Source organism: Sphingobacterium sp. WM (assembly GCF_029542465.1).
Taxonomy (GTDB): domain Bacteria; phylum Bacteroidota; class Bacteroidia; order Sphingobacteriales; family Sphingobacteriaceae; genus Sphingobacterium; species Sphingobacterium cellulitidis.
On the sequence record NZ_CP120709.1, the window covers coordinates 2,435,347 to 2,461,590 of the forward strand.

17 protein-coding genes and 1 pseudogene are annotated in these 26,244 nt (G+C 34.9%); 10 read left to right on the forward strand and 8 right to left on the reverse strand.

What is annotated here, in order from left to right:
* Positions 1-7: 7 nt before the first annotated feature.
* From PZ892_RS10455 to PZ892_RS10470, 4 genes are all read right to left on the reverse strand, one after another.
* Entirely contained in the window at positions 8-1,798 is a 1,791-nt protein-coding gene (locus PZ892_RS10455; RefSeq protein ID WP_277711068.1) for a RagB/SusD family nutrient uptake outer membrane protein, read from the reverse strand.
* A gap of 17 nt (positions 1,799-1,815) precedes the next feature.
* On the reverse strand, positions 1,816-5,136 hold the full coding sequence (locus tag PZ892_RS10460) for a SusC/RagA family TonB-linked outer membrane protein (protein WP_277711069.1): 3,321 nt from the start codon (positions 5,134-5,136) through the stop codon (positions 1,816-1,818).
* 408 nt (positions 5,137-5,544) lie between these two features.
* Entirely contained in the window at positions 5,545-6,495 is a 951-nt protein-coding gene (locus tag PZ892_RS10465) for a FecR domain-containing protein (RefSeq protein ID WP_277711070.1), read from the reverse strand.
* A gap of 12 nt (positions 6,496-6,507) precedes the next feature.
* Positions 6,508-6,996, reverse strand: coding sequence for an RNA polymerase sigma-70 factor (locus tag PZ892_RS10470; protein ID WP_277711071.1), 489 nt, complete (start codon positions 6,994-6,996; stop codon positions 6,508-6,510).
* 299 nt (positions 6,997-7,295) lie between these two features.
* Between PZ892_RS10470 and PZ892_RS10475 the strand changes: the two genes are divergently transcribed.
* On the forward strand, positions 7,296-9,956 hold the full coding sequence (locus PZ892_RS10475) for a DUF5916 domain-containing protein (protein ID WP_277711072.1): 2,661 nt from the start codon (positions 7,296-7,298) through the stop codon (positions 9,954-9,956).
* Positions 9,957-10,037: 81 nt separating this feature from the next.
* On the opposite strand, the gene PZ892_RS10480 is transcribed toward PZ892_RS10475, so the two are convergent.
* Positions 10,038-11,261, reverse strand: coding sequence for an MFS transporter (locus PZ892_RS10480; protein WP_277711073.1), 1,224 nt, complete (start codon positions 11,259-11,261; stop codon positions 10,038-10,040).
* A 209-nt stretch (positions 11,262-11,470) separates the two neighbouring features.
* Between PZ892_RS10480 and mnmE the strand changes: the two genes are divergently transcribed.
* Positions 11,471-12,847, forward strand: a complete 1,377-nt coding sequence (gene mnmE / locus PZ892_RS10485) for a tRNA uridine-5-carboxymethylaminomethyl(34) synthesis GTPase MnmE (protein ID WP_277711074.1) — start codon at positions 11,471-11,473, stop codon at positions 12,845-12,847.
* A gap of 462 nt (positions 12,848-13,309) precedes the next feature.
* On the opposite strand, the gene PZ892_RS10490 is transcribed toward mnmE, so the two are convergent.
* Positions 13,310-13,906, reverse strand: a complete 597-nt coding sequence (locus PZ892_RS10490; protein WP_277711075.1) for a hypothetical protein — start codon at positions 13,904-13,906, stop codon at positions 13,310-13,312.
* A 1,872-nt stretch (positions 13,907-15,778) separates the two neighbouring features.
* On the opposite strand from PZ892_RS10490, the gene PZ892_RS10495 reads away from it, so the two are divergent.
* From PZ892_RS10495 to PZ892_RS10515, 5 genes and pseudogenes are all read left to right on the forward strand, one after another.
* On the forward strand, positions 15,779-16,060 hold the full coding sequence (locus PZ892_RS10495) for a hypothetical protein (RefSeq protein ID WP_277711076.1): 282 nt from the start codon (positions 15,779-15,781) through the stop codon (positions 16,058-16,060).
* A gap of 56 nt (positions 16,061-16,116) precedes the next feature.
* Entirely contained in the window at positions 16,117-17,025 is a 909-nt protein-coding gene (locus PZ892_RS10500; protein ID WP_005807145.1) for an IS1595-like element ISBbi1 family transposase, read from the forward strand.
* Positions 17,026-17,096: 71 nt separating this feature from the next.
* A complete protein-coding gene (sul2, locus tag PZ892_RS10505) occupies positions 17,097-17,912 on the forward strand; it encodes a sulfonamide-resistant dihydropteroate synthase Sul2 (protein ID WP_001043260.1) in 816 nt (271 codons plus the stop codon).
* A 1-nt stretch (position 17,913) separates the two neighbouring features.
* Positions 17,914-18,414 (forward strand): annotated as a pseudogene (locus tag PZ892_RS10510) (IS1595-like element ISBbi1 family transposase); the annotation flags it as partial.
* Positions 18,407-19,558: an amidohydrolase family protein gene (locus PZ892_RS10515; protein ID WP_277711077.1), complete on the forward strand. Its 1,152-nt coding sequence runs from the start codon at positions 18,407-18,409 to the stop codon at positions 19,556-19,558. The pseudogene PZ892_RS10510 and the gene PZ892_RS10515, both read left to right, overlap by 8 nt.
* A gap of 640 nt (positions 19,559-20,198) precedes the next feature.
* Here PZ892_RS10515 and PZ892_RS10520 read toward each other — a convergent pair.
* Positions 20,199-20,477, reverse strand: coding sequence for a hypothetical protein (locus PZ892_RS10520; RefSeq protein WP_277711078.1), 279 nt, complete (start codon positions 20,475-20,477; stop codon positions 20,199-20,201).
* 283 nt (positions 20,478-20,760) lie between these two features.
* On the opposite strand from PZ892_RS10520, the gene PZ892_RS10525 reads away from it, so the two are divergent.
* From PZ892_RS10525 to PZ892_RS10535, 3 genes are all read left to right on the forward strand, one after another.
* A complete protein-coding gene (locus tag PZ892_RS10525; protein ID WP_277711079.1) occupies positions 20,761-21,717 on the forward strand; it encodes an HNH endonuclease in 957 nt (318 codons plus the stop codon).
* 105 nt (positions 21,718-21,822) lie between these two features.
* On the forward strand, positions 21,823-22,218 hold the full coding sequence (locus PZ892_RS10530; protein WP_277711080.1) for a (deoxy)nucleoside triphosphate pyrophosphohydrolase: 396 nt from the start codon (positions 21,823-21,825) through the stop codon (positions 22,216-22,218).
* Positions 22,211-25,639, forward strand: a complete 3,429-nt coding sequence (locus PZ892_RS10535) for a DUF3427 domain-containing protein (RefSeq protein ID WP_277711082.1) — start codon at positions 22,211-22,213, stop codon at positions 25,637-25,639. Before PZ892_RS10530 ends, PZ892_RS10535 begins: the two co-directional genes overlap by 8 nt.
* Positions 25,640-25,644: 5 nt before the next feature.
* Here the strand turns inward: PZ892_RS10535 and PZ892_RS10540 are convergent, their stop codons facing one another.
* Entirely contained in the window at positions 25,645-26,160 is a 516-nt protein-coding gene (locus PZ892_RS10540) for a hypothetical protein (RefSeq protein WP_277711083.1), read from the reverse strand.
* Positions 26,161-26,244 lie beyond the last annotated feature (84 nt).

Sequence of the window (26,244 nt, forward strand, 5' to 3'; positions counted from 1 at the left end):
TGAAGTACTATTTCAGAGGATCAAATGTACCACCCCATTCATTGTTTTGCTCGATTTTGGAATTCCTGTCTAAAACATCTTTAGAAAGTGGATAAAACCAATGTTTCAGATCCAATTTGAATTGATAGTTCGCATTTCCATCAAGGATTTCTACATATTCAAACTTGAATAATTTTCTAGTTTCTGGATCGTACATGTCTTTTGTCCAATTGAAACCGGCAATTTTTGAAGCATCTTTTATTACTGGATATAAACCTGAACGATATTTCAGTTGATTCAATAGATCATATTTCTTTAACCTTCTGATATCATTCCACCGCTTTCCTTCATATGCAAATTCAATAAATCGTTCATCAAAAATCGCTTGACGAACTTCAGATTGGCTACTAGCTGTAATTCCAAATTTTCCGCTTGTCGAAGTGATACCTGCACGTTTTCGAATGTCATATAATACCTGTAATGCTTCAGAAGACCGTCCTATTTCATTCGCACTTTCCGCCATATTCATCAATACTTCAGCATATCGGATTTCAATCCAATCTGTCTGACCATCATAAACTGTATTCCTCGTCAAATCCCGATCTAATCCTTTTAATTGATAATATCCAGAACTGGACCCCCCTACACCTTTGGATAATTGATCAAAAATCATTGTGGTATATTTAAATCCTGAAGGAGAATTTGAATCAGCAACTTTTTTCCAAGTATTCCAATATTTCATATCATTTTCCAAAACATCCTTTGCAGGATAAGAAGTCCCAGGACTGAAAATGGTAGCATAAAATCTAGGATCACGATTGGTGTAAAAATCTGAAATAAAGTCATCGTTATACTTAGCATCCTCTGCTAATCTATTTATGTCAACCTCTAATTTACTTCCATCCTTCTTTGGAAATGCCATTAATAAAGGTAAAATTGCTTGATTATAATTAGCATTATCCTTGGTTAATGGTTCTGGACGAATTGCATTTTGTGTTAATCGGTGATCTGGATAATAATATTGGTTAACCATCACAACTTCTTTATTACGCTCATTATACCAGATATCTTCAAAGTTACCTTCGTATAAGCCTTTTCCCATTTTGGTTAACAAATCAATGGCTTCTTTATTGGCAGTATATGCTGCCTCCCATCTCTTGCCATCATTGCTTGGATTAAAAAGCGGACTTGCATAATTTAATAATACCCGCCCTTTAAATGCCATAGCTGCACCCTTATCAATTCTACCATAATCAGCACCAGTCCAAACATCTGGCAAATTGGCAATCGCCTCATCTAAGTCCTTGATGATTTGAACCATACATTCCGAAGTTGAATTTCTCGAAACAAATAAGGATTCAATATTCGAGACATCTTGAAATTTTAATATTAAAGGAACCCCACCAAAGGTCGAAACCTTCCCCCAATAATCCCAAGACCTCCAAAATAACGCTTGTGCTCTTAAAGTCTTTTTATCCGATTCAGACAAAATAGTAGTCGTTTCCAGATTATCTAAAAAGAAATTAATCCGATCTATATTCGCATAATCTAGGCCTCGACCTTGATTTTCAACAGATATTATGCCTCTAGAAAATTCACTCATATCTGTTGGCCCATTCATCCCCTCATCAGTTCCATTTGCCGAAATTGGCCAACCTGGCATCATCTTGCCATAAATATCTGTCAGAAAGGAATTGATCATGATTTTATCAGTCCATACATTTTCAGGATTGATAGTCGCTGTGTTTTTATAGTCTAAGCTACAGCTGCTTACTATACCGGCAAGTAATATTGCACTTAATATCGATTTATATTTCATGGTTTCTAGGTTAATGGTTAAAATTTTACATCAATCCCTAAATTATAGGACCTTAGGACTGGAAATGCATTCCCTCCAGAAATTTCAACATCATAATATTGGTTGAACTTACTTAACACAAATAGATTGGTACCTGAAGCAAATACCCTAATGTTGTCAAATACCTTGTTATAAAAATTCCCTTTTGGAAGGTCATAACTTAAGGTTAAATATTTCAAACGAACGAAACTGCCGTTTTTCAACCAAAAATCACTGTTATTATTATAGGTCTTAGGACTATTATTACTAATACGCTTCGGAAGACTTGCATTAGGGTTGTCCGCAGTCCAACTATCATCGTACCATGCATTCCACATCCTATTCCACTCCACTCCGCCCGCAAGGTCACTCATGAATTTCTTCTCTAATAATCTTCCTGAAAACATCATATCAAGCCTGAAGCCTTTCCAACTTCCTCCTAAATTCAAACCATAAACAATTGGGAAATTATTAGACTTTAACATGATACTGTCCCAATTATCAATGATTCCATCCGCTTGGCCATCAGGTCCTGTGATATCTTTATAAACCATCATCCCTAATTCAGGTGAAAGTCCTGAATGTTTGTAATTTGGATTGGCAGCAACAAAGGCATCTACCTCTTCTTGGGTTCTTAAGATCTTATCAAAAGCTAACCCTTTAATATAATTCATCGATTTATCCACCGGAACATCAAGCCATTGTGCATTCTCCGCATAATCCATCTTTACTACTTTATTCCAGCCATATGACATCGTCAGATTTCCGTGAAAGGATACATTCTCTGTAGCTTTGTTATATCCTACCTGAAAATCTACCCCTTGTGCTTCAATTTGAGCGTAATTTTCCGCAGGCATCGTTAAACTAAAAGTGGATGGTAAAGTGCTTTGTCGATTTCCTAAAATATCATAGGAATTTCTAAACCAATAGTCCGCAGATAAATTCCAGTTTTTAAGGAAATTCATGTCAACACCAAAATTATAACTCAAAGCCTTCTCCCAAGTTAAATTCCTGTTGACAACATTTCCATAGGTTATTCCCACCGATTGAACCGGAGTTGTACCAAAATAGGCAGAAGATCCAGATCTATATGATTCTTGCCACTGCCAACCTCCAACTGCATCATTCCCAGTTAAACCTACCGAAGCTCTTAATTTCAAAAATAGAATAGCCGGAACATTAAAGAAATTCTCCTCAGTCATTACCCAGCCTAATGAACCAGCAGGGAAAAATCCCCACCTGTTCTCTGGCGAGAAATTCATCGATCCATCCTCTCTAAATGAGAAATTGAATAAATACTTACTGGCATAATTATAATTGAATTGTCCAATGTAAGACATACGTCCTGAAACCCAATCCGTATCTCCATCTCCCCAACTATCAGCTCTAGCTCCACTTGCAGCCCAAAACTGATCAGTCCTATAAACAGGGAAAGTCTCGCGACCTCCCAAAACCCCTGAACCAGCTCCCTCATACCATTCTGAAACTAATGCCGCCGAAACTTCATGGACATCATTAAATGTATTTTGATAATTCAATTGCACATTGAATTGCTTATCATCAGAATAGGATGACTTACGCTGAATATAATCTTTACCAACCCAGGTTGACCGTTTAACACCAACGATATCAGCATCATCAGTGGACATTATTCGATTATTGATACCTGTCTTCTTCATCACCATCATATCATAATTGGTGTAGAAAACCTTATTCAAATCATTAGTCCAGCTTCTATTATAGGATACCTTAGCAGATAATCCCTGTAAAAAAGGTGCTTTATAGGTACCACTAATAATTAATTGTGGCTTCAACATACTTGATGTATTATATCCACTAGCCCCATCTACCCGAGCCCCTACGTTTCCGATCCAACCATAATCAATATATTTCCCACTATTGGTATAAACGGGTTGATCCGGTTGCCAAATCCGCAATTTTCCATAGGTGTCTCCACCATCTATCAAATTCCCAGTAAAATTATTATATAGTGCTAATCCTGTAAAAACTTCTAAATCCTTACTGATATCAGCTGTAACATTCATCCTGAAGTTGTATTTGTCATAGGTCATTGGATCCAGAAATCCTTGCTGTTTAACAAATGAACCTGCCCCAAAATATCTTACTCTATCTGATCCACCATTAACACTTAAATTATGAGTTTGTGTAGATGGATTCTGCCATACCGTTTCCAATTGGTCATAGCCCCAACCGTTGTTTATGGTTTTAAAATGGTCTATTTCCTCCTGTGACCATGCCCATCCTGCTGGATCTGAACTGCCGTTAATTCGTGTATAAAGCTCCCCAGCCTGAACCGCTGAAGTTAAATCCACATTTTTTGTCCTCGTATCAACACTATTCGCAAAAGAATAATTGAACATAGGTTTCCCTAAATTCCCTCTTTTGGTCGTCACTAAAATTACACCTCCAGCAGAACGTGAACCATAAATTGCCGCCGATGCCGCATCTTTTAAAACTGTGATATCCTCAATTTCATTTGGACTTAAGTTATTAAAGTCTCCGCCTCCTCGAACAACTCCATCAATTACATACGTAATCGGTTGTCCATTAATAGAGGAGCCCGTCCGAATACTTACTGATGGTTGATTTCCTGGAACTGAATTGGGCGTACTAACATTTACTCCCGGCAATTGACCCACTAAGAGATTCCCAGCTGAAGTAGTCGGCAAAGTCATTAAATCCTCATTCATTTTCATCGTAGCAACAGACCCTGTTACCAACGATTTCTTTTGACTGGTATAACCTATTACCACAACCTCATCCAATTCACTGATATCATCCGAAAAAGTAATATTGTGAACCGCTAAACCATTGACAGGTTTAACAACAGTTTGATAACCTTGAAAACGAAATGCTAATGTCCCCTCAGGATTTACATTGATTGAATAATTACCATTCTGATCCGAAACACGTGTATTATTGGTTCCCAATTCCGCAACAGTAACTCCAACTACAGATTGGCCATTCTTATCAGTAATCCTTCCTCGAACAGCGATTTTTTCCTGATTTTGAGAGGTTGAATTATTGATAGGTTGATTGTTCTTTAATAAAAGAATATTCCTGTTTTCAATAACATACTTAACGTCAGTACCACTAAACAATTTCGCCAAGGCATCTTCAAGTTTTTCCTTCTTAAAGTCTATATTGATCGTTTTATTGGGATTGATTACAGAATTATCATAGATAAATAAATAATTCGTCTGCTTCTCAATTTGATAAATAGCATCCTTCATCAACATATTATTCTTCTTGAGAGTCACAGTCTTATTCTGCGAAAAAACAGGACTACTTGCAACCATTAATGCAAGTGCCAGGAGGATAGATTTAGGTTTACACCGAAACCTAAAAATTGGATTTAAGTATATATTATTCATACTAGGGGTTTAAATTGGATTTTATTTTTTTCAAAAAAAGCTTAGGTAAATGTGTCTTCTTCACATAATTTTTCATTAACATTTTTGTAATCAAGAGGTTTATTCAGTTATAAATAAATAAAAATAATTGCTTAGTAAATGGAAGACGACTAAATTCAAGGATACCCTAAAACAAATATCAACAAAATTATTATGTTATATATTCACCTTAATTACAACAACTTAAGCATTCATAACATTTCATTTATTAAACAAACATTTAAACAATAAAAAGGGATTGTAATAATTTACAATCCCTTTTTATTGTTTAATCTTGCTAAGACTTAAAAGACACTAATAGATAATATATTCTTTAGTATCATAATTTCTGGAATACTTAAAATCGTTTGTTTTCTGAAGGACATCTAACATATCTTCAACACCATCATCTATCCAAAATTTCCCAGTATATTTTTTATCCCTTAAATTCTTATTTTCAATAATTATTGTGGCTCCAAAATATTCTTCAACCCTATTAAGAATATCTTCGATTGACTCATTTTCAAAGGTTAGTAAACCTTCAGTCCAACGATACGGATCCAAACTTGAAAAATTAGATACTATAAGCTTTCCATTTTCAAACTTTGCAAGTTCATTCGGTTTTAATTGAATCTTTTGGTGACTCTTAATATTCGTAATCTCAACTTTACCTTCTATTAATGCTGTTTCAAAATTTTTCTTCTTTCGGTATGATTTAACATTGAAAGTTGTTCCCAATACTTTGATATCAAAATCTTGCGTTCTAACAATAAAAGGCAACTTTTCATCTGGCTTTACCTCAAACTTACCTTCCCCATCTAGATAGACTATCCGCTCTGATTGGTTAAAAATTGCTGGATACTCCAATTTAGAATTCGCATTCACCCAAACCTTCGAACCATCTACCAAATCCACTTCCACTCGTTGACCAGATGGAACATGTACAGACTGTCTATTATCGCTAGAAACCGGCCCTTTATCTTCCCAATAATTTTTTAGGTTGAGTAAAACACTAAAGCCAATCAATAATACCGCTGCAATTTTCAATAGCTTTTTCCAAAGGGGTTCTCTAACTAGGGAAACAATGTTTTCTTCTTCCTCTTCTTGAATTTCTAAATCATCTGTCCAAAGAGAAACATAATAGGTGTTTTGTAAAGCCTCAAATTCCTTTTTATTATTTTGGTCAGCTTGAACCCAATCCATTACCTCCCGCTTCTCCTCCGGACTCGCTGAACCACTTATATATTTTATCAAAAGATCTTCCATTCAATTATTAAATTATCTGTTTAAAAATTGACCAAACAACCATAAAATCATCAAGTAATCTTTTAAACTAATGCGTAAGGCTTTAATTGCTTTGGAAATATGATACTCTACTCCTTTTAAGGACATCTCCATTTTCTCGGCAATTTCATTTCCCTTTAATTGTTCTTGACGACTCAACATAAACACTTCCCTAGTCTTACTCGGTAATTTTTCTAAAGTTTTTAATGCAATCTCTCGGATTTCTTTCGAAAGAATTAAATCATCATTGATAGAACCAGCCATACTCAACCTAAAATCAATTTCATGCTCCGACCAATCATCAATTTCATCCATTACTTTCTTTCGAACCTTGATATGCTTCAGGTAATCCAATGATTTATTCTTAATTATTTTAAACAAGAAGCTCTGTACCGACTGAATTTCTTCTGTCCGCATCTTCTCCCATAAAATAATTAATGACTCTGTAGCAATATCTTCCGCAACTTCATCCCTTTGAACCAAGGATTATGCAAATAAATATGACCGTTGATGAAATTTATGGTATAGTAGTGTAAAATCGTGTCTCGTAGCCTCCATATTAAAATATTCGGCAATCATCAAATTTGTGGTTCGGAAATAAATTGATTTATTGAAACAAAAATTAGAAATAAAATTGAACTTTTCAAAAACTTAAAATCTTTTTAGCAAATCTGCCCCTACCTGAGTAACAGAATTAACACATTCTTATTCATTTTATTATTCAATAATTTAATACATTTGGCTCGATCGATTGAAACCTTGTGTTTCCCTAAACTCAACCGATGAAATATCTACTATCAGTAATTTTTGCTCTACATATACTTTTGGCCTATAGTCAGGATGAACGAAAACCAGTTGTATCCTTTGAAGATGCCTATAAAAGAGACTATCAGGCAACCAAAATCTCCAATCAACAACCTAAGGTAGATGGTAAACTCGATGAAGACCTTTGGCAAAATCAAGGAGTTTGGTCTGAGAAATTCTCTCAGGTAATTCCTTTTGAACGGGCCTATACAGGCTCTTGGACGAAAATGAAAATCTTCTATGACGACAAAAACATCTATGTCGGTGTTTATTGCAAGGATATTCATCCTGAGTCCATGAATGCTTTTATTGGAAACCGTGATGATAATAGCAATGGCGATCTGATCAGTATTGCTTTCGACCCTTACCATGACTATCGCGCAGCAGTAGAATTCAATATCAATTTAGGCGGAAATAAAACAGACCTAACGGTAACTGATAAACTTTCTGTCAACCTAAGTTGGAATGCAGTTTGGGAAGGTCGGACCAGTCAAAACCTATCGGATTCCAGCTGGACTGCCGAACTTAGAATCCCTTTCAACCAGATCCGCTATAACCAAAAAAATGACGATGGAATCTGGGGACTTCATGTTCGTCGGATTATTCGTAAAAATAATGAGGTACAAAATTGGAGTATGATTCCTATTAAGAACAATGGCCATGTCTTTTCTTTTGGAACCATGCATGGCATGCAAGACTTGCCTAAGCCTAAGGGAATTGAGTTCTTGCCTTATGCCATGACTAAATTAATCCGCGAACCGAAAATCGAAAACAGCCCTTACCAGGATGGAAGCCGTTGGAAACCAAATGCAGGTCTAGATGCTAAATTCGCAATCTCAGATTATACCATGGACCTGTCCATCAACCCTGATTATGGTCAGGTGGAACTTGACCCTTCCGTCATGAACCTGACAGCCTATGAGGTATTCTATGAGGAGAAAAGACCATTCTTCCTTGAAGGAAAGCATATCCTTGAATTCGACAATAATGAGGGAGGAATGATGTTCTATTCACGAAGAATAGGCTCAAGACCTCGCTATCAATATCCGAATATAGATAATCAACAAATCTTTGCCAGCAGCACTGACTTTGTGCCTATCCTCGGTGCGATGAAACTAACCGGAACAAACCGCAAGGGTTTAACCATTGGAATTCTGGAAAGTATTACTGCAAAGACCTCCCAACGTGTCACAAACCTTGGAAACGATGAAGAAAGGGTACAAACTGAACCACTCACCAATTATACGGTAGCCCGAGTACAGAAAAATTGGGATGGCAACACTTTACTTGGAGGGATGATTACCTCCGTCAATAGAAAAATGGATGCTCCACATCTGGAAAAATTCTTGGTAAATGATGCCTTCACTGCTGGAGTTGACTTTACAAAATACTTCTCCAATAGATTATACTATGTCGAATCCAAGGCCATGTTCAGCACCCTTTCTGGAAGTAAGGACGCAATTATGGCAACAAAAAACAATGCCACCCATTTTTTCCAAAGAAAATCAGGCGCAGAATACCTGGATATGAAACCTGATGCGACTTCCTTATCAGGTACAGGTGGATATATAAAAGCCGGTAAAAAAGGAAATGCCCAATGGAATTATGCTGAAACTTTCAGTTGGTCCTCCCCTGGCTTTGACCTCAATGAAGTTGGATACCTAAAACAAACAGATTACAAATCCAATGAATCCGAACTAGCATACCGTAAAACTGACCCTTGGGGTCCTTTTCGTGCTGCCGGAATTACGCTGACCCAAAGAAACGTATGGAACTATGGCGGAAATGCAATAGACAATAACCTTGCGCTAAGATTTAGAAGCTTGACCATCAAGAGAAGAATTGAAATGGACTTAAAAGAAGCTTTCAGTTGGAATTCCGTGGATACCCGCATGCTTCGTGGTGGTTATGATCTTCGCTATAATCCAAATTTTACCAGTACATTTTCCATGAACTCCGATCGTGCAAAACGTGTATTTGTCAAGGTAGATTATGATGGCAAGCATTTCCTGGATGGTGAAACTCGATATAATGAAATCCGACCTTCTGTAACCTTCAGAATCGGAAATCACATTCACCTGGTTACCCAGTTCAATTATGCCTGGAACAAAGATAATTTACAATATGTCGGCACGACAGACCTGCCTAGCATAAATGCTAATGAAGAATCCTATGTGATGGGTAGAATGCGACAAGAAACTTATGGCTTTACCTTCAGATTACAAGGTAATATTACCCCGGATTTATCCATCCAATACTATGGATCGCCATTCACTTCAACTGCGCAATACGATCGCTTTAAATATGCTACCAATACCCTATCACGTACCTACTCCGAACGCTTCCAAGAGTTCGCCGCAGACCAAATCTCCTATGCTGATGGATTATATACCATAGGTGCAGGAGCAACAGCCGGAAACTTCAAAGACCCCAACTTTAGTTTTAATGAATTCCGATCAAACCTGGTTGCTCGTTGGGAATACCTTCCTGGATCAACCCTCTACCTAGTATGGGAACATAATCGTTCCGGAAGAATGCCAGTCTATCAACCCGGATGGGGAAATAACCTCGATAACATCTGGGGAATAGCCCCTACAAATACATTTATGGTAAAAGTCAATTATTGGATAGGATGGTAAAAAAACAAGGCGGACAAAAATCAGCCTGTATATTTAACTCATTACATCAGTCTAAATACTAACTACTAAATACTACCAAGGCTACTTTCGTTTCACATATCTACTTACACCCCTCATCATCAAAATGGTAATAATACTAATTACCACAACGATATATCCTAAGGTCGTATAATGTTCAAGAGGGCTTTCATTAGTTTTTTGAACAATGATTAATCCCGCAACAATCGCGGCAATTCCGCCAGACATCTGCTGTAAAGATGCACTAACACTCATAAAAGCACCGCGATCCTCCTTTTCCGGAACTGCTGACACCAAAGCTGAGGACGGTGTTACCCGACTTAGAATCCCCATCATCATCAGAATGTTTAATACCACCACCAATGGAAACGGCGTCGGTCCTAAAGAAGTATAGATCAGCACCATGACCATCATCCAGATTGTAGCAATTGCAAAGATTTTGAACTTATCAAAACGGTCACTCAGCGTACCAACCAATGGCATAATTACTAAGGACGCAATACCCGATATCATAAATAGCTGGGGTAATTGTTCATGGCTGACATGTAAGTTATTAACAGCGAATACCGAACTGAAGGGCATCATCATAAAACCACCAATGGACAATAAGGCCGTAGCTAGAAAACCTATTCTATATTCCCTCTTGGTAAAAGTTCCCCAAAGATGCTGGAGCGCAGATTGTTTCTTCTGCAGGCCAATATGCTCCGTTATTGGTTTTAATTTCAGAAAAATCAAAATTGCAATTAATACAGCAAGAATGGCAATCATCAAAAAAGCACTTTGCCAACCCCAAGCATTCCCAATATACAATCCAATTGGGATACCAAGAACCTGACTTGCCCCAAAGCCCATCTGCACAAAGCCCATAACCCGACCACGCTGATCCAATGTGAATACATCAGTAATAATCGCCATTGAAATCGAACCAATCACACCACCGAATAAACCAGTCACCACCCGAGCAATAACCAACATGGTATAATTCGTAGAAAAACCGCAAAGAAATGTGCCGATAATAAAGCCTGAATAAAAGAAAAGCAATAGTTTTTTCCTGTCAAATCGATCCGCAAATCCCGCAGTCAATAAACCTGAAATACCAGCACTAAAAGCATAGGCAGAAACAGCAACCCCGAATTGCGATGGCTTCAAGTCAATAGCTTTCATAAGCATATCACCCATGGGCGACATAATCATAAAATCTAAAACAACCGTGAATTGCGTAAATGCCAGGATAAAAATCACCAATTTCTGATAACCAGATAATGGCGCCTTTGTCAGGTTTTCCATAAGTCGATTCCCTTTGTAAGTGTAATTCAGCTAAAAAGCCGAGCAAATGTAGCTATTGAATCGAGTAATTAAGGATTGGTATTAAAATTATGACAATAAATTCTTATAAAATTAATATTGCTATATTATCAATAGGTATTCCCTTCCTATTTCCCTCCTCTTAAGCTTCCCCCCTACAAACTACTAAATACTATTCTTATCTTTGCGCTATGTCTACAGGGTTAATTTCACAAGATACTATTATTGCCTTAGCTACCGCTCCAGGTGCTAATGGCGCAATTGCGGTTATTCGTTTGTCAGGTTCTAAAGCCATTACTTTGGTAAATGAGGTCTTCAAAGGCAAAGACTTAACAAAACAAGCTTCGCACACCGTTCATTTCGGAACTATCCGAGATGGCGATAATATTATCGATGAAGTATTAGTTACCTTATTTGTAGGACCAAACTCCTACACCAAGGAAGACACTATAGAAATCTCCACACATAATTCCGCTTATATCATTGAGCGAATAATCACCCTATTGATAAAAAAAGGAGCTCGCGCTGCAAAAGCTGGAGAATTTACCCTTAGAGCATTCTTAAATGGCGGAATGGACCTTTCTCAAGCTGAAGCAGTAGCGGATCTGATTGCTTCCAACTCAGCAGCATCTCACCAGATTGCCATGCAACAAATGCGTGGTGGATTTTCAAACCAACTTAAGAAATTAAGGGAAGACCTAGTTCATTTCGCATCCCTGATCGAACTGGAATTAGACTTTGCCGAGGAAGATGTGGAATTTGCTAATCGCGATCAACTAAAATCATTAATCCAACAAATCCATTCTGTCATTGCCAAATTAATCCGCTCCTTCGAGCAAGGTAATGTTCTTAAAAATGGAGTTCCAGTAGTTATTGCCGGAAAACCAAATGTTGGAAAGTCTACCCTACTCAATGCGCTATTGAATGAAGAAAGAGCAATAGTTTCCGATATTGCCGGAACTACCCGAGATACCATCGAAGATGAAATCAATATTCATGGAGTAACCTTTAGGTTTATAGATACCGCCGGAATCCGCCATACCGAAGATGTGGTGGAAGCCATTGGTGTAGAAAGAACCCGTGAAAAAATGAAACAGGCCAGATTAATTATCTACCTATTCGATCCTATCCAAGACCAAATCTCTGCAGTTCAAGAACAAATAAATGAAGTCCAGGAATTAAACATCCCATTCGTCACGATTATCAATAAATCTGACCTCTTGACCGAAGAGCAAAAACAGAATTATAAGGTCTTAAATCCACTATATATTTCAGCAAAACATCAAATCGGTATTGATGAACTCAAGGACGAACTCCTTAACCAAGTCAATCTCTCCAATATCAATACGGATGATGTCATGGTGACGAATATTCGTCATGTTGAAGCTTTACAAAATACACAAGAAGCGTTAGAAAAAGTTTTGTACGGAATTGATAATCCCATAACCTCCGATTTCCTGGCAATGGATATTAGACAGGCTTTACATCATCTAGGTGAAATCACAGGTACTGTCACAACAGATGATTTGCTGGAGAATATTTTCAGTAAGTTTTGTATCGGGAAGTAAACGAGATTAGCAACTTAAAGGATTTCAAATTTATCAATACTTTATACGCAGTTAGATTAACTTCTAAGTTTGGTCGATAAAGCAAACTAAAAAAAATCAAGAAATTTTGCAAGAAATTGAAGAAAATCAAGGTGAGTTTAAAAGAAAAGCCTAACGGCATGTTAGGCTGATATTTAGCAGCTTACAATAGGCATGTATTGTTTTTAATAAAGTACATGGTTCATTAATTAATAATGATATTAATGTTCTTGTTTAATTTGGTAAATGCAAGGAATAATATAAATATATTTCCGGTAATTAATGTTATTGAAATAACAAAAGACAAAACAAAGCTGCAGATAAATTTGCTATGATAAATTAATGGTTAAAGTAAACATAATTTAAAAGGATATATTCGAGAATTGGCAATGGCAAAAATAAGGTTAATAAAATAAGCCTAACGGAAAGGTTAGACTTTATTTGTTAATTTTCGAATTCAATTTCGTAACCAGTTACTTTAAAATCTGGGAAATGATAATCGTTATCAAAGAAGTATCTATTAATAAATCGTTTAATAGGATGAAAAAGATCTTTGGGAAATTTATTGTTCTGAAGGGATTCATAGTCATTCTTAACTGCAAAAACTTTTGGATATTTACCACGACTTCTTGAGATTAATCCTGTATTAAAAAGATGTTTAGTAATATTATGTTTGTTTTTCCCAACATATTCACTTTTTGTAATAACGAAATAATCGTTTATATGAAAGTTGCTGATATTTCGAAGACTTTTATGGTAACCATTTTCATAATCTTTTGATGATAATTTACCTTTTTTGTATGTAACTCTTGCTAAATCGCATTCAGTGGATACTATGTCGTCAACATCAATAAAGTAATCTCCCCTAACCAGAAGTTTTTTCTTCTTTCTATAGATTCCGTTTACTATTTCGAGCAATTCTTCCTCAGAGTAATTCTTGGGATCGTCAGACATGCCAAATTTCAATAAATTGCTTGAGTAATTCTTGAGAGATTGTTTTGCATTTCTCAATCGAGGGTCATTCTTAGGTAATTTTATCATAATGGTTTTTATTTCAAATATACAAACTTATCTTTTGAAAGATTTTTCACCAATATGCTTACAAATTTTATATAAAACTATCCGATGCTTTATATTTATTTTGGGAAAATACTATTGTAAAGTCATTCTTTAAAAACTGTATTATTTTATTATTTATGTTTGTAACATGATTATTTTATATGATCACCTGATATGTCAGGTCAATAAAGATAACAGGGCTTATTTCGAAAGCGAATCTTCAATTTGGGATAATTTTGAATGGTGCTTATTTACCAAATATAATGGAGCAATTGAAATTTCCATTTTAGACCTAGAAGAGATGAAAAACGACGCTAAAGAAAAAGGATTTTTGTTTATATGTCCGTGGTAGATTTCTCAAAATAAAACCTAACTTCAATCTCACTTTCCAGCAATAAGACATAACGATTTGCAAATTTATTTAGATCGCTATCTCTAATTAGTGAGTTAAAAAATCTTCCTATGACTTTTCTAAAGGCTTTTAGGGAATGGCTAATCTTAATAATGTTGCAAGATGGACAAGAAGATTTAAAGTTTTCTAAGGTATGCCTTTCAGGATGTTCGCAAGTGCCGTTCCACCAATTAAGCACGATAGGTTTCGCATGCCATCTATTGGGCAATGGGTCGCCACAATAAGTGCAGCGACCTATATATCTAGCGTACAAGGCTTTACACAGTTGTTTTGTTAGTTTCATTTTGGTACTTTAGTTAAAAAGAATTAGCGAAATGTATCCAAAATCATTAAAATTAGAATTAACCAGATAGGAATTTTTATAGACCTTGTTATCACGACGATGAGTTCACAGCACATTTGCTTGATAAACCAAGTAAATCATGTGTTTTTATTTTTGACCCAATAAATCACACATTTAAAACAAAAAAGAATAGGATTGAAGAATATTCAAATGAATTAGGGATGGTTATTTTCGAAAATGAGTATTTAAATTTTCGGAGATAGATTAGCATCAATCTTATTATATTCTTAGCTCCCGAGGTTTAATGTTGTTTTGGTCCATTATTAATTTTGTTTAGACCTGTTAATAATACATTCTGTAGACTAAAAATTTACATTATGACCTTCGTCTTCGAAAGTTTGTGTGTCATACCTATTCTTTTACCGCCTTTGTCGTATACTGGAATTAGTTTTATTCGACATTGACAAATCGTGTATTCTTCTTCTTTTGCAAATAGCTTTCTTTCTCTTTTAATCCCTCACAAAATAGTTGGCGGGGGGGAAAATAATAAGATTACTGGATTATTCAAGATGCGGGATTCGGCTTCTGGCCAAGCGATTTACCAATAAAAAAGCAGAATTATTATCATCCTGCTCATTATTTCGATGCACCTAAATTGATGATATGTTCTCGCTTTACTCCATCCCCATTAGGATGAAAATAGGTTATATTAAAAAATCAGTTCATCTTATTCTAAGTCTTGATGGTTGTAAACTACCGGAGATGTTTCAATATAAAAAACTCTGCCATTCTCCATTAGGTGTATTTATCCAAATTTGTTTACTTCTTCAATCATTACATCTTAATTATGGTAAAAGCTGTCCAGGAAGTTCAAAACTCTTTTGTAATTATCTCTAAAATTTTGACTTATTGATGGGTCATTTGTCATTTGAGTCAATTGTTCGTATTTAATCCTTTTTACCATGGCTGACTTTTATAAATAAAAAATCCTCGTTTTGGAGAATTAATTGCAATAAGATTCACAAATTTATTTCGCGTCATATATAACTAACCACAATTTTTTCAGAACTATTTTGAATAAAAACACTACTTTAGCATAAGTAATACGCTAATTATTAGTCACTTAGCTTATTTAACCAATTTTTAACCACTAAGAAACATGAAAGCAGAAGAATTTTTAAAAGAATTTAGAGGATCTAATCGTGTTCCATTAAATCCTAATGACAGAATAAAAGATGATATTAAAAAAATCATCAAAGAGGGTAATTTTGTTTTTGATATCCATGTTCACACATTTGATAAATATTGTATAAATGAGTTTTATTTTATAACACATTTTCTCAAAGAATTAATATGGAATAAAAACATGATTACTGAAGAGAATTTTAAACTAATTAATGACAATAAGAATGATTTAGAGGTCGCATTAAAAATTTTCTGATTCTCCGCAAACACACCTAATATTTTTAGTATATTAGCGCTCAAAAAGCAGGGATTATGAACATATTCAGTTTTACGGCTCATTTCGGTTCGGAGGAAGATTGTCGTTTGCATTTCAAGGAGCAGCGTGATAAGGAAGGGGTTGTCTGCAAGCGATGCGGGGGCACTTCCCATTATTGGTTACAGGGTAAATGGAGTTATGAATGCAAAGGTTGCCGTTTCCGCACCTCGTTGCGCAGCGGTACGATCATGGAGAGCTCCAAGCTGCCGTTTCTGGTGTGGTACAAAACGATGTTCCTGATGAGTTGCACAAAAAAGGGATTCTCCACCAACGAACTCCAGAAGCAATTAGGATTGAAGCGTTACGAACCGGTATGGGCGATGGTACACAAACTCCGCAGGGCGATGGGCAACCGGGATGCAAGGTATACACTGGAAGGGATGATAGAACTGGATGAGGGTTACTTTTCGGTGGCCAGTAAGGAAATCGAGCGAGGCAAGGGTACACGTGGCCGGGGAGCCGAGGGAAAGCAGAACGTTGCGGTGATGGCCGAAAGCACCCCGTTGGAAGATATCGAAACGGGCAAAAAGGAGAAGCATGTGCGTTATTTCAAGGCCAGGGTACTGGATAGCCATCAAAGTGAAGGAATCAACGGCGTGGTCAGGGACTGCATGGAGGATGATGCCATCGTATTTTCGGACAAAAGCACTTCTTACGTTGACATCTCCGATCTGGTGGAATTGCACGTCACCGAGAAATCAGACGCCAAAACCACCAAGGAAACACTCAAATGGGTGCATATCGCAATCAGTAATGCAAAACGGACATTGCTGGGCAACTACCATAAAATCAAAAGGAAATACTTACAGTTGTATCTCAACGAGTTTATTTACAAATTAAACAGACGGTATTTTGGAGACAAACTCTTTGACAGACTAGTAATTGCGAATATAACAGGTGCATAAACGGATAATCAGAATCTTTAAACATCCTAATTAACTACCTGCGGATTTTAGGTATTATTATAGAAGCCCCCATGAATAAATCGCTCATCATTTTCGGCATCGTCAACATAACCTCGGACAGTTTCTCCGATGGAGGCCGGTATCTGGCGCCAGACGCAGCCATTGCGCAGGCGCGTAAGCTGATGGCCGAGGGGGCAGATGTGATCGACCTCGGTCCGGCATCCAGCAATCCCGACGCCGCGCCTGTTTCGTCCGACACAGAAATCGCGCGTATCGCGCCGGTGCTGGACGCGCTCAAGGCAGATGGCATTCCCGTCTCGCTCGACAGTTATCAACCCGCGACGCAAGCCTATGCCTTGTCGCGTGGTGTGGCCTATCTCAATGATATTCGCGGTTTTCCAGACGCTGCGTTCTATCCGCAATTGGCGAAATCATCTGCCAAACTCGTCGTTATGCATTCGGTGCAAGACGGGCAGGCAGATCGGCGCGAGGCACCCGCTGGCGACATCATGGATCACATTGCGGCGTTCTTTGACGCGCGCATCGCGGCGCTGACGGGTGCCGGTATCAAACGCAACCGCCTTGTCCTTGATCCCGGCATGGGGTTTTTTCTGGGGGCTGCTCCCGAAACCTCGCTCTCGGTGCTGGCGCGGTTCGATGAATTGCGGCTGCGCTTCGATTTGCCGGTGCTTCTGTCTGTTTCGCGCAAATCCTTTCTGCGCGCGCTCACAGGCCGTGGTCCGGGGGATGTCGGGGCCGCGACACTCGCTGCAGAGCTTGCCGCCGCCGCAGGTGGAGCTGACTTCATCCGCACACACGAGCCGCGCCCCTTGCGCGACGGGCTGGCGGTATTGGCGGCGCTGAAAGAAACCGCAAGAATTCGTTAACTTTTCGGTGGCCAGTAAGGAAATCGAGCGAGGCAAGGGTACACGTGGCCGGGGAGCCGAGGGAAAGCAGAACGTTGCGGTGATGGCCGAAAGCACCCCGTTGGAAGATATCGAAACGGGCAAAAAGGAGAAGCATGTGCGTTATTTCAAGGCCAGGGTACTGGATAGCCATCAAAGTGAAGGAATCAACGGCGTGGTCAGGGACTGCATGGAGGATGATGCCATCGTATTTTCGGACAAAAGCACTTCTTACGTTGACATCTCCGATCTGGTGGAATTGCACGTCACCGAGAAATCAGACGCCAAAACCACCAAGGAAACACTCAAATGGGTGCATATCGCAATCAGTAATGCAAAACGGACATTGCTGGGCAACTACCATAAAATCAAAAGGAAATACTTACAGTTGTATCTCAACGAGTTTATTTACAAATTAAACAGACGGTATTTTGGAGACAAACTCTTTGACAGACTAGTAATTGCGAATATAACAGGTGCATAAACGGATAATCAGTAAAATTTTTGAGGAAAGATATGGTTATCAAGACATTGAATCATATTATCAAGATCCAAAAAAAAAGGAAATAACTTGGGAAGAGTTAGATAAAATATTTAATGAAACTGAAGAACAATTTGTAAGTGATAATAACTTTAATAAAGGTCTAAAACATATCCCAGAAGCATTAGGTTTTGTTTTCAAAAAATTTTTAAAAGCAAAAATGCAAAAAGACATTTATAAAGAATATGTCAATAAATATGCAGTATCAAAAACTAATAAATTTGGGTCAAGCGAATTGATAACAGGTATACTAATGATGGATTTTTTTAATGAATTTAATGGTTATGTGAATAGAAATATAGTAGAACAAATTAAAGAATATAATAGTATTGCAGCTGAATATAATGCCTTACCATTTCTTGCTATCGATCCTAGAAGAATTGATGAGACCTTGGATGAGAAGCATCAAATGTTTCATTTAATTTTAAAAGCTTTTAATAGACAGGAAAATGGCTTATTTGTCGGATTGAAATTCTATCCTTCGCTCGGTTATTCTCCATCAGATTATCGCCTTCTTCCAATTTATGAGATATGTCAGGAATACAAAATCCCTATAGTGACGCATTGTGGAGGAGAAATTGTTAGTTCTTTTGATAGTGATATCAAGATTTATGAAAATTTTGAGGAAAATTTAAAAGCTGTACCAGGTAAAAGTAGGAAGCAAAAAGCATTTTATTTAAATGATCCTAAGAGATGGGAAGTTGTATTAGAAAGATTCAAGAATTTAAAAATAAATTTTGCTCATTTTGGTGATGATGTTTTCAGGGACAAAAATGAGGATCCTGATTTTGATTATCTTACACGAAAAGACACAATTATTACCATGATGAAATCATATCCTGGAGTTTATTCCGATTTTTCTTATTCATTGATAAGGGATTATTCTTACAGCAAGCTAATACAATTGCTTAAAACCGAAGAAATTGTATCAAAACGATTGATGTTTGGCTCAGACTTTTGGGTAGTGTTGTTACATGACAAAGATAAGTTTTTGAATATTCAAGAGAATTTTATTAGTGAATTTGATGATGACGAGATATCTGACAGATTCTTTAGAAGAAATGCTGTTCATTATCTATTAGATTAAAAAAAATAATTAATATCAGTAAATAGTCACATATCCTGTGACTATTTTTTTATTTTCAAATTTAGGAATATATTATGTATTGAGGAGGAATTAATTATAACATAAAGAAATAATGGTTTACTCATTTCTATACTTCCATGATCCTTCTGCTTAACAACTGTAATGGTATTAAGAATAAATTTAAGAGTAAAATGCTAGTTTCTTTAAAGGGGGAAATTGAACATAAATACTCTTATTGGAGGTGATGCTGAATAAATAACTTTAAAAAGGATGGGTATTTGAAAACTGTATCTGATTTAATAGGGTAAATTATGCGAAGAGAGAATGTTCTCAACATGTAGATAGCTTAAAGTAAAATCACTCTCTACCATTACAGGGCCTCCCTCTTCTCTAGCTAATAATAATATTCAGTAGTTCTTAAATACCAAACTCCAATTTCATCATCAAGTGAAATAACATAACTATTAATGTAACATAGTTAGAATATTGTTCTTTACTGATCTTGATTCATATCATTTTTCAATTTAACTCGATCATTAATTTTCATAAAATAACGTTCGGTAAATTCTTTTAAATCAGTATTTAAATAATTTTCCAGTATTTGCTTATCTAATTCAAAACAAGTGTGTAGTATGGAATCTCAAAAAACATATTCATGATTCAATGCTGCTTGAAGGAATGTTCCATATTCCTCCTTAATATTCAAATTTTTATATTGAAAAATTAATTCATCAATAGTTGTTTCGGAAAACCCATTTTCGCATTTCACGTATACTTTAAAATTATATCCAGAAGGAAGCTCATTCCCACTTTCAATTATTTTTTTTAAAAGAATTTTATCAAATTCGGTTCTTTCTATTGGCTTTTTACATCCTACAATAAAGGATAATAAGAAAAATATCAAATACTTATTTTTCATTTTCTTTTAATTTTCAAATTGAATTTTCGCAAAACCTTTACAAAATGTAGTTATTAAACTTATTTAAAAAAATTAATAAATATTATATTATTTTGAAGCTTTGAAAGATTAATTATTAATTCTAATAATGAAAAAGTAGAGTGTTATAAAAAATCACAATAGAATGTTTCTTAAAGATTGAAATGAGTTGCTAAACACAATTACTGATAACTAATTAATATTGAGGTATTTAAAATTATATTAAATATCTGTAAAGGAAAATAATCCCATAAAAAAAAGATTAATGATAAGCCTAAATCAATTTATCCAAGCCATTACAAAAATAAAACGAGGTATTACCAGATACGGTAAAGCTCCACATAAACCAATATTGTTATTGACCTTAATCGAATTGGTTGAAAAAGATTTGGTCATTGTAAATCGTTTTCGAATAAATGCAGATTTAGTTGGATTGTTTCAAGAAAATTGGCGATTGTTAGTTAAAACAGCACATCAGTCAGATTTTACTCAACCATTTTTTTATTTGCAATCTGATCAGATTAAAGGTATGTCTTTTTGGAGACTAATAACCTATAATATGACTCCTTTACATGCATATGTAAAAAGCGTTGAAACATTATCTAGAATAGTGGATTATGCTTGTTTCTCCGATGAAGTATATAATTTATTGCTTAAAAAAGAAAATCGGATAATAATAACAAATTATCTCCTACAGTTTTATTTTTCTGAAACATTGGACAATTATTTAATGCATAAACGATTGAACGCAGGCTTTTATAAAGAGATCAAGGATTTCGTATTGAATGATCCTGAAGTTAAATATAAGCATGTCCAAATTGTAACTGAAGAAGACTATTTCGTTAGATCACATCTTTTTAAAAGATATATCCCACAAGTGTATAATGATACCTGTGCAATTACTGGTATGCAAATTCGATCTACTTTCAATTATAATTTTGTAGATGCTTGTCATATCATTCCTTTTTCAATATCACATGATGATAAAGTAACTAATGGATTAGCTTTATGTCCAAATATGCATCGAGCATTTGATAGAGGATTCATAACTATTAATGAAAATTATCAAATTCTCATTTCTAGAGAAATTATAGATGATTTTACTCATCCTTATAGTTTTAGACAATTAGAAAATAGACAGCTTATATTACCTAAGGATAAGCAATATTATCCATCATTGGAAAATTTGAAATGGCACAGTAAGGAGGTTTTTAAAGGATAATAATTTTTGCATTATATCTCCAGTTATTGATCCAGCTTTATTTAAGTGTATTAAACTTTATTATTGTTTTGTATTATTGTATTAGGTTAGATTTTGTAATAAATAATGAAGAAAGTAGAAGTAGTAGCAGCTATATTAAAGTTTGAGGATAAAATACTTTGTGTTCAAAGAGCAAAAAACAAATTACCTTATATCTCAGAAAAATTTGAGTTTCCCGGAGGAAAAATAGAAGTAGGTGAAACAAAAGAAGAAGCATTAGCCCGTGAATTATCAGAAGAGTTAAATATTGTTGCAGATATTCAATCTTTATTTTTAACTATAGTTCATCAATATCCAGATTTTGAATTAACAATGCATAGCTTTATTTGTGAAGTTTCAAATACTGAAATTACATTAAACGAGCATATTGATTTTAAATGGTTGACTATAGACCAAATCCATTTATTAGATTGGGCAGCTGCTGACGTTCCTATTGTAAATAAATTAATCGCAGATGCATAATATAAAACTGGAATTTAAAGACAGTCTTTATACAGGTTTTATAGATAAAGAAATTTTATCAAATTCAGCCTATCAACCTGAATTATTAGTCAATCAAAAGACTCCACCTAAGAAAATTTTATCAACTATACTAAGTGAATTAAGTGTTTGTACAGAATTTTATATTTCTGTAGCATTTGTCACGACAAGTGGAGTTGCTACCATAATAAATCAATTAAAAGAATTAGAAGAACGTAACGTGAAAGGTTATGTTCTAGTTTCTCAATACCTTAATTTTACTCAGCCTGAAGCACTTAAGAGATTAATGCAGTTTAAAAATATAGAACTGCGAATTATGGTTTCGGGCAATGCACATGCTAAGGGATATATTTTTAAAAACAACACCCATTACAACTTAATAGTAGGTAGTAGCAATCTTACTGCCAATGCATTATCTACGAATAAAGAATGGAACATTAAATTATCAGCATTTGATGAAAGTGGATTGGTATATAATGTAATAAAAGAGTTTAAAGCTGATTTTGATAAAGCAACAATTGTCACACTTGATTATATAAATGAATATGAGAAATTGTTCCAAGAACAGTTTTTATTAAATAAAAAAATCAAAGAACAGACAGTTGATTTGTTTGAAACGATTGTTCCAAACATCATGCAGCAGGAGGCATTATCTAATCTTGCAGCATTACGTTTAGTTCAGAAAAATAAAGCATTAATTATTTCTGCAACAGGAACCGGTAAAACGTTCTTATCAGCTTTTGATGCCAAAAACTTCAACCCTCAAAAACTTTTATTTGTCGTTCACAGACAAACTATAGCCAAAGACGCCTTGAATTCCTTTAAAAAGATCTTTGGAAATACTCGAACTATGGGGGTATATTCTGGTAATATAAAGGAAGTGGAAAGTGATTTTATCTTTTCGACAGTTCAAACAATCTCTAAACCAAATTGCTTTAAACAATTTTCTGAAGAACATTTTGATTATATCATAATTGACGAATCTCATCGTTCAGCAGCAGATTCTTATACGCGTATATTAAATTATTTTAAGCCTAAATTCCTTTTAGGAATGACAGCTACCCCTGAGCGTACGGATGGATATAATATTTTTGAACAGTTTGACTATAATATTGGATATGAAATTCGTCTAAACCGAGCAATGGAAGAAGAAATGCTTAGTTCCTTCCATTATTACGGAGTAACAGATTTGATAATTGATAATAAAACCATTGATAATAAATCTGATTTTAATTTATTGGTTTCAGAAGAAAGAGTAAATAAGATAATTGAACAATCAAAATTTTACGGTAGTGACAATGGAATAATAAGAGGTTTGATCTTTTGTTCTAGAAAAGAAGAAGCTAAAGAATTGTCAAAACTTCTAAATATAAGAGGTTTAAAAACGCAAGCTTTAACTGGTGATAATTCTGAAGATCAAAGAGCAGCAGCCATAACACTATTGGAATCTGATAATTTGAAGGAGAAACTGGATTATATCTTAACAGTAGATATATTCAATGAAGGGATTGACATTCCTAAAATTAATCAAATTATCATGCTTCGACCTACTGAATCAGCCATAATCTTTATTCAACAATTAGGACGAGGATTAAGAAAATCGGATGGAAAAGGTTATTTAACGGTAATTGATTTTATAGGAAATTATGACAACAATTACTTGATTCCTATTGCTTTATACGGAGACACCTCCTATAATAAAGATACTATTCGTAAATTACTGAACGAAGGAAGTCGATTAATTCCAGGTTCATCCACAATAAATTTTGACCAAATTACAAAGGAAAAAATCTTTCGATCAATTGACTCTGCAAATATGCAATTGTTGGCAGATTTGAAAAAAGATTATAACCTTTTGAAATTCAGATTAGGGAAAACACCTATGATGATGGATTTCATCAAGAATGATGGTAGAGATCCTTTTCTTTTTGTGGAGTACGCTAAGTCGTACTTCAATTTCGTGAAGAAAGTTGATATGGAATCAATCGGTGATTTAAATAGCGCTGAAATTAAGCTGTTAGAACTTTTTGCAAAAGAAATTAATAATGGTAAACGAGTTGAAGATAGTTTAATAATAAAATTATTAATAGAAAAAAACGAAGTATCCGTTACTGATTTCAAAAACTATATCAAAGAAAAATATGGTTATGAAGTGACAGACAAAACTATTAATTCATGTATTGTCAACTTGAATTTTGAGTTTGTAAGAGAGAACAAGAATAAACAACTTGTACCTGTTCGAGAGATTTATAATTTAGATATAATTAAGCTACAAAACAACATATTTAGTCTTTCCCATAGTTTCAAAAAACTTTTAGAAGATAAAGTGTTTCATGACTTTTTGGTCGATTCAACTACATATTCAATCAATGAATTTGATAAATATTTCGATGTAGAGAATTGGAATAATGGTTTTGTTTTATACAAAAAATATTCACGAAAAGATGTTTTCAGAATATTGAATGCATTTGAAAATCCAGTTGCTCAAAATGTTGGTGGTTATCTTGTAAGCTCTGATAATTCAAATTGTCCCATTTTTGTAAATTATCACAAAGAAGACCATATTTCAGAAACTACAAAATATGAGGATGAGTTTGTAAATAGAAACGAGTTTGATTGGATGTCTAAATCCAACCGAAAAATAGAAAGTAAGGATATGCAGGCTATACTCGGTAATAAGGGAGAAATTAGACTTCCATTATTTATTAAAAAGAATAATGACGAAGGAACTGATTTCTATTATATGGGAGAAATGAAGCCTAATTTAGATTTAGTAGAACAGACTTCGATGGATAATGGGAAAGGCGGTAAAGTTTCTGTTGTTAAGATTCGATTTAATGTATTTCCTTCTGTTAATGAATCAATCTATAACTATATCAATGATAATAGTTCAGATAACAAACTAAATACTGAGCAAATTCAGGAATTAAATGTTGTAGAATCTATTGAAACAAAAATAGAATTGATTCAAATTCCACTTTACAATTTTTATGCTGCTGCAGGTAGTTTTAGTGAGCTTCAGCAGGATAAAGATTTTACATTCATAAATTCGCCAATCCAATTGAAAAATTCAAACGATTATTTTGCATGTAAAGTAGTAGGTGAATCGATGAATAGAGTAATTCCAAATGGTTCAACTTGTCTTTTCAAGCTTTATACAGGTGGAAGTAGAAATGGTAAAATTGTCCTAGTTGAAAACCTCGATAAACAAGATGTCGATTTTAATTCAGCATTTACTGTGAAAACTTATACAAGTGAAAAGATAATTACAAATGAAGGTTGGGCTCATTCGGAAATCAAACTTTTGCCAAACTCCTTCGATGAATCATATTCTCCAATAAATATCTCTGAAGCCAATGCTGAAAACATGAAAATTATAGGTGAGTTTGTTTCAATTATCTAGAAGATTTACTTCCAATTTAGCGTGATATTGTTGACTTTAATATATTTAAGAATTGCTTCAAGAGATTTTATTACTTCTTTAACATCCAACACTTCGCCATTAAATATCAATGTATTATCGAACGTATTGTATCCCCTTTGACAGCTTGGTTCCGGATCATTAAATAATTTGTTCAAGGAAGGATTTATCTGACGATCAATATAAACTCCAGATGGCGTATGATTAAATCGCTCTTCTACCCTTTCATCAAAATGCTCAAAGTAATTACGAAACTTGCGTGAAGAAAGAATGTTATTCTTTTCTATTTTTAAGTAATCTCTAAGTTGCTTACCTCTATCTTTGTATTTACTATAAGATGGCCATAAGATTTTGGAAACATTTCCTGATGCAATTAATACTGACTGAATCGAACCCCACACATCGATTTGATCAGTTCTGTTAAAATGAACTGTATTATTTAATCTATCAAATGCTCTAATAGCGATTTGAGACTGCAAAACAATTTCATCTAGAAGTGTCATTAGAAGTAAGACATTCATATTTGCTATTGAGTTTATGTTTATTTATTATTTATCATCATTAAAAATAACACATTTTCAAGTAAT

Bases quoted from the DNA above. Each gene is read 5' to 3' on its own strand.
- PZ892_RS10475 (WP_277711072.1), top strand. From the start codon at position 7,296: ATGAAATATCTACTATCAGTAATTTTTGCTCTACATATACTTTTGGCC.
- PZ892_RS10520 (WP_277711078.1), bottom strand. From the start codon at position 20,477: ATGAAAAATAAGTATTTGATATTTTTCTTATTATCCTTTATTGTAGGA.
- PZ892_RS10460 (WP_277711069.1), bottom strand. From the start codon at position 5,136: ATGGTTGCAAGTAGTCCTGTTTTTTCGCAGAATAAGACTGTGACTCTC.
- mnmE (WP_277711074.1), top strand. From the start codon at position 11,471: ATGTCTACAGGGTTAATTTCACAAGATACTATTATTGCCTTAGCTACC.
- PZ892_RS10480 (WP_277711073.1), bottom strand. From the start codon at position 11,261: ATGGAAAACCTGACAAAGGCGCCATTATCTGGTTATCAGAAATTGGTG.
- PZ892_RS10525 (WP_277711079.1), top strand. From the start codon at position 20,761: ATGATAAGCCTAAATCAATTTATCCAAGCCATTACAAAAATAAAACGA.
- PZ892_RS10455 (WP_277711068.1), bottom strand. From the start codon at position 1,798: ATGAAATATAAATCGATATTAAGTGCAATATTACTTGCCGGTATAGTA.
- PZ892_RS10530 (WP_277711080.1), top strand. From the start codon at position 21,823: ATGAAGAAAGTAGAAGTAGTAGCAGCTATATTAAAGTTTGAGGATAAA.
- PZ892_RS10535 (WP_277711082.1), top strand. From the start codon at position 22,211: ATGCATAATATAAAACTGGAATTTAAAGACAGTCTTTATACAGGTTTT.
- PZ892_RS10465 (WP_277711070.1), bottom strand. From the start codon at position 6,495: ATGGAAGATCTTTTGATAAAATATATAAGTGGTTCAGCGAGTCCGGAG.
- PZ892_RS10540 (WP_277711083.1), bottom strand. From the start codon at position 26,160: ATGACACTTCTAGATGAAATTGTTTTGCAGTCTCAAATCGCTATTAGA.
- PZ892_RS10495 (WP_277711076.1), top strand. From the start codon at position 15,779: ATGAAAGCAGAAGAATTTTTAAAAGAATTTAGAGGATCTAATCGTGTT.
- PZ892_RS10490 (WP_277711075.1), bottom strand. From the start codon at position 13,906: ATGATAAAATTACCTAAGAATGACCCTCGATTGAGAAATGCAAAACAA.
- PZ892_RS10500 (WP_005807145.1), top strand. From the start codon at position 16,117: ATGAACATATTCAGTTTTACGGCTCATTTCGGTTCGGAGGAAGATTGT.
- sul2 (WP_001043260.1), top strand. From the start codon at position 17,097: ATGAATAAATCGCTCATCATTTTCGGCATCGTCAACATAACCTCGGAC.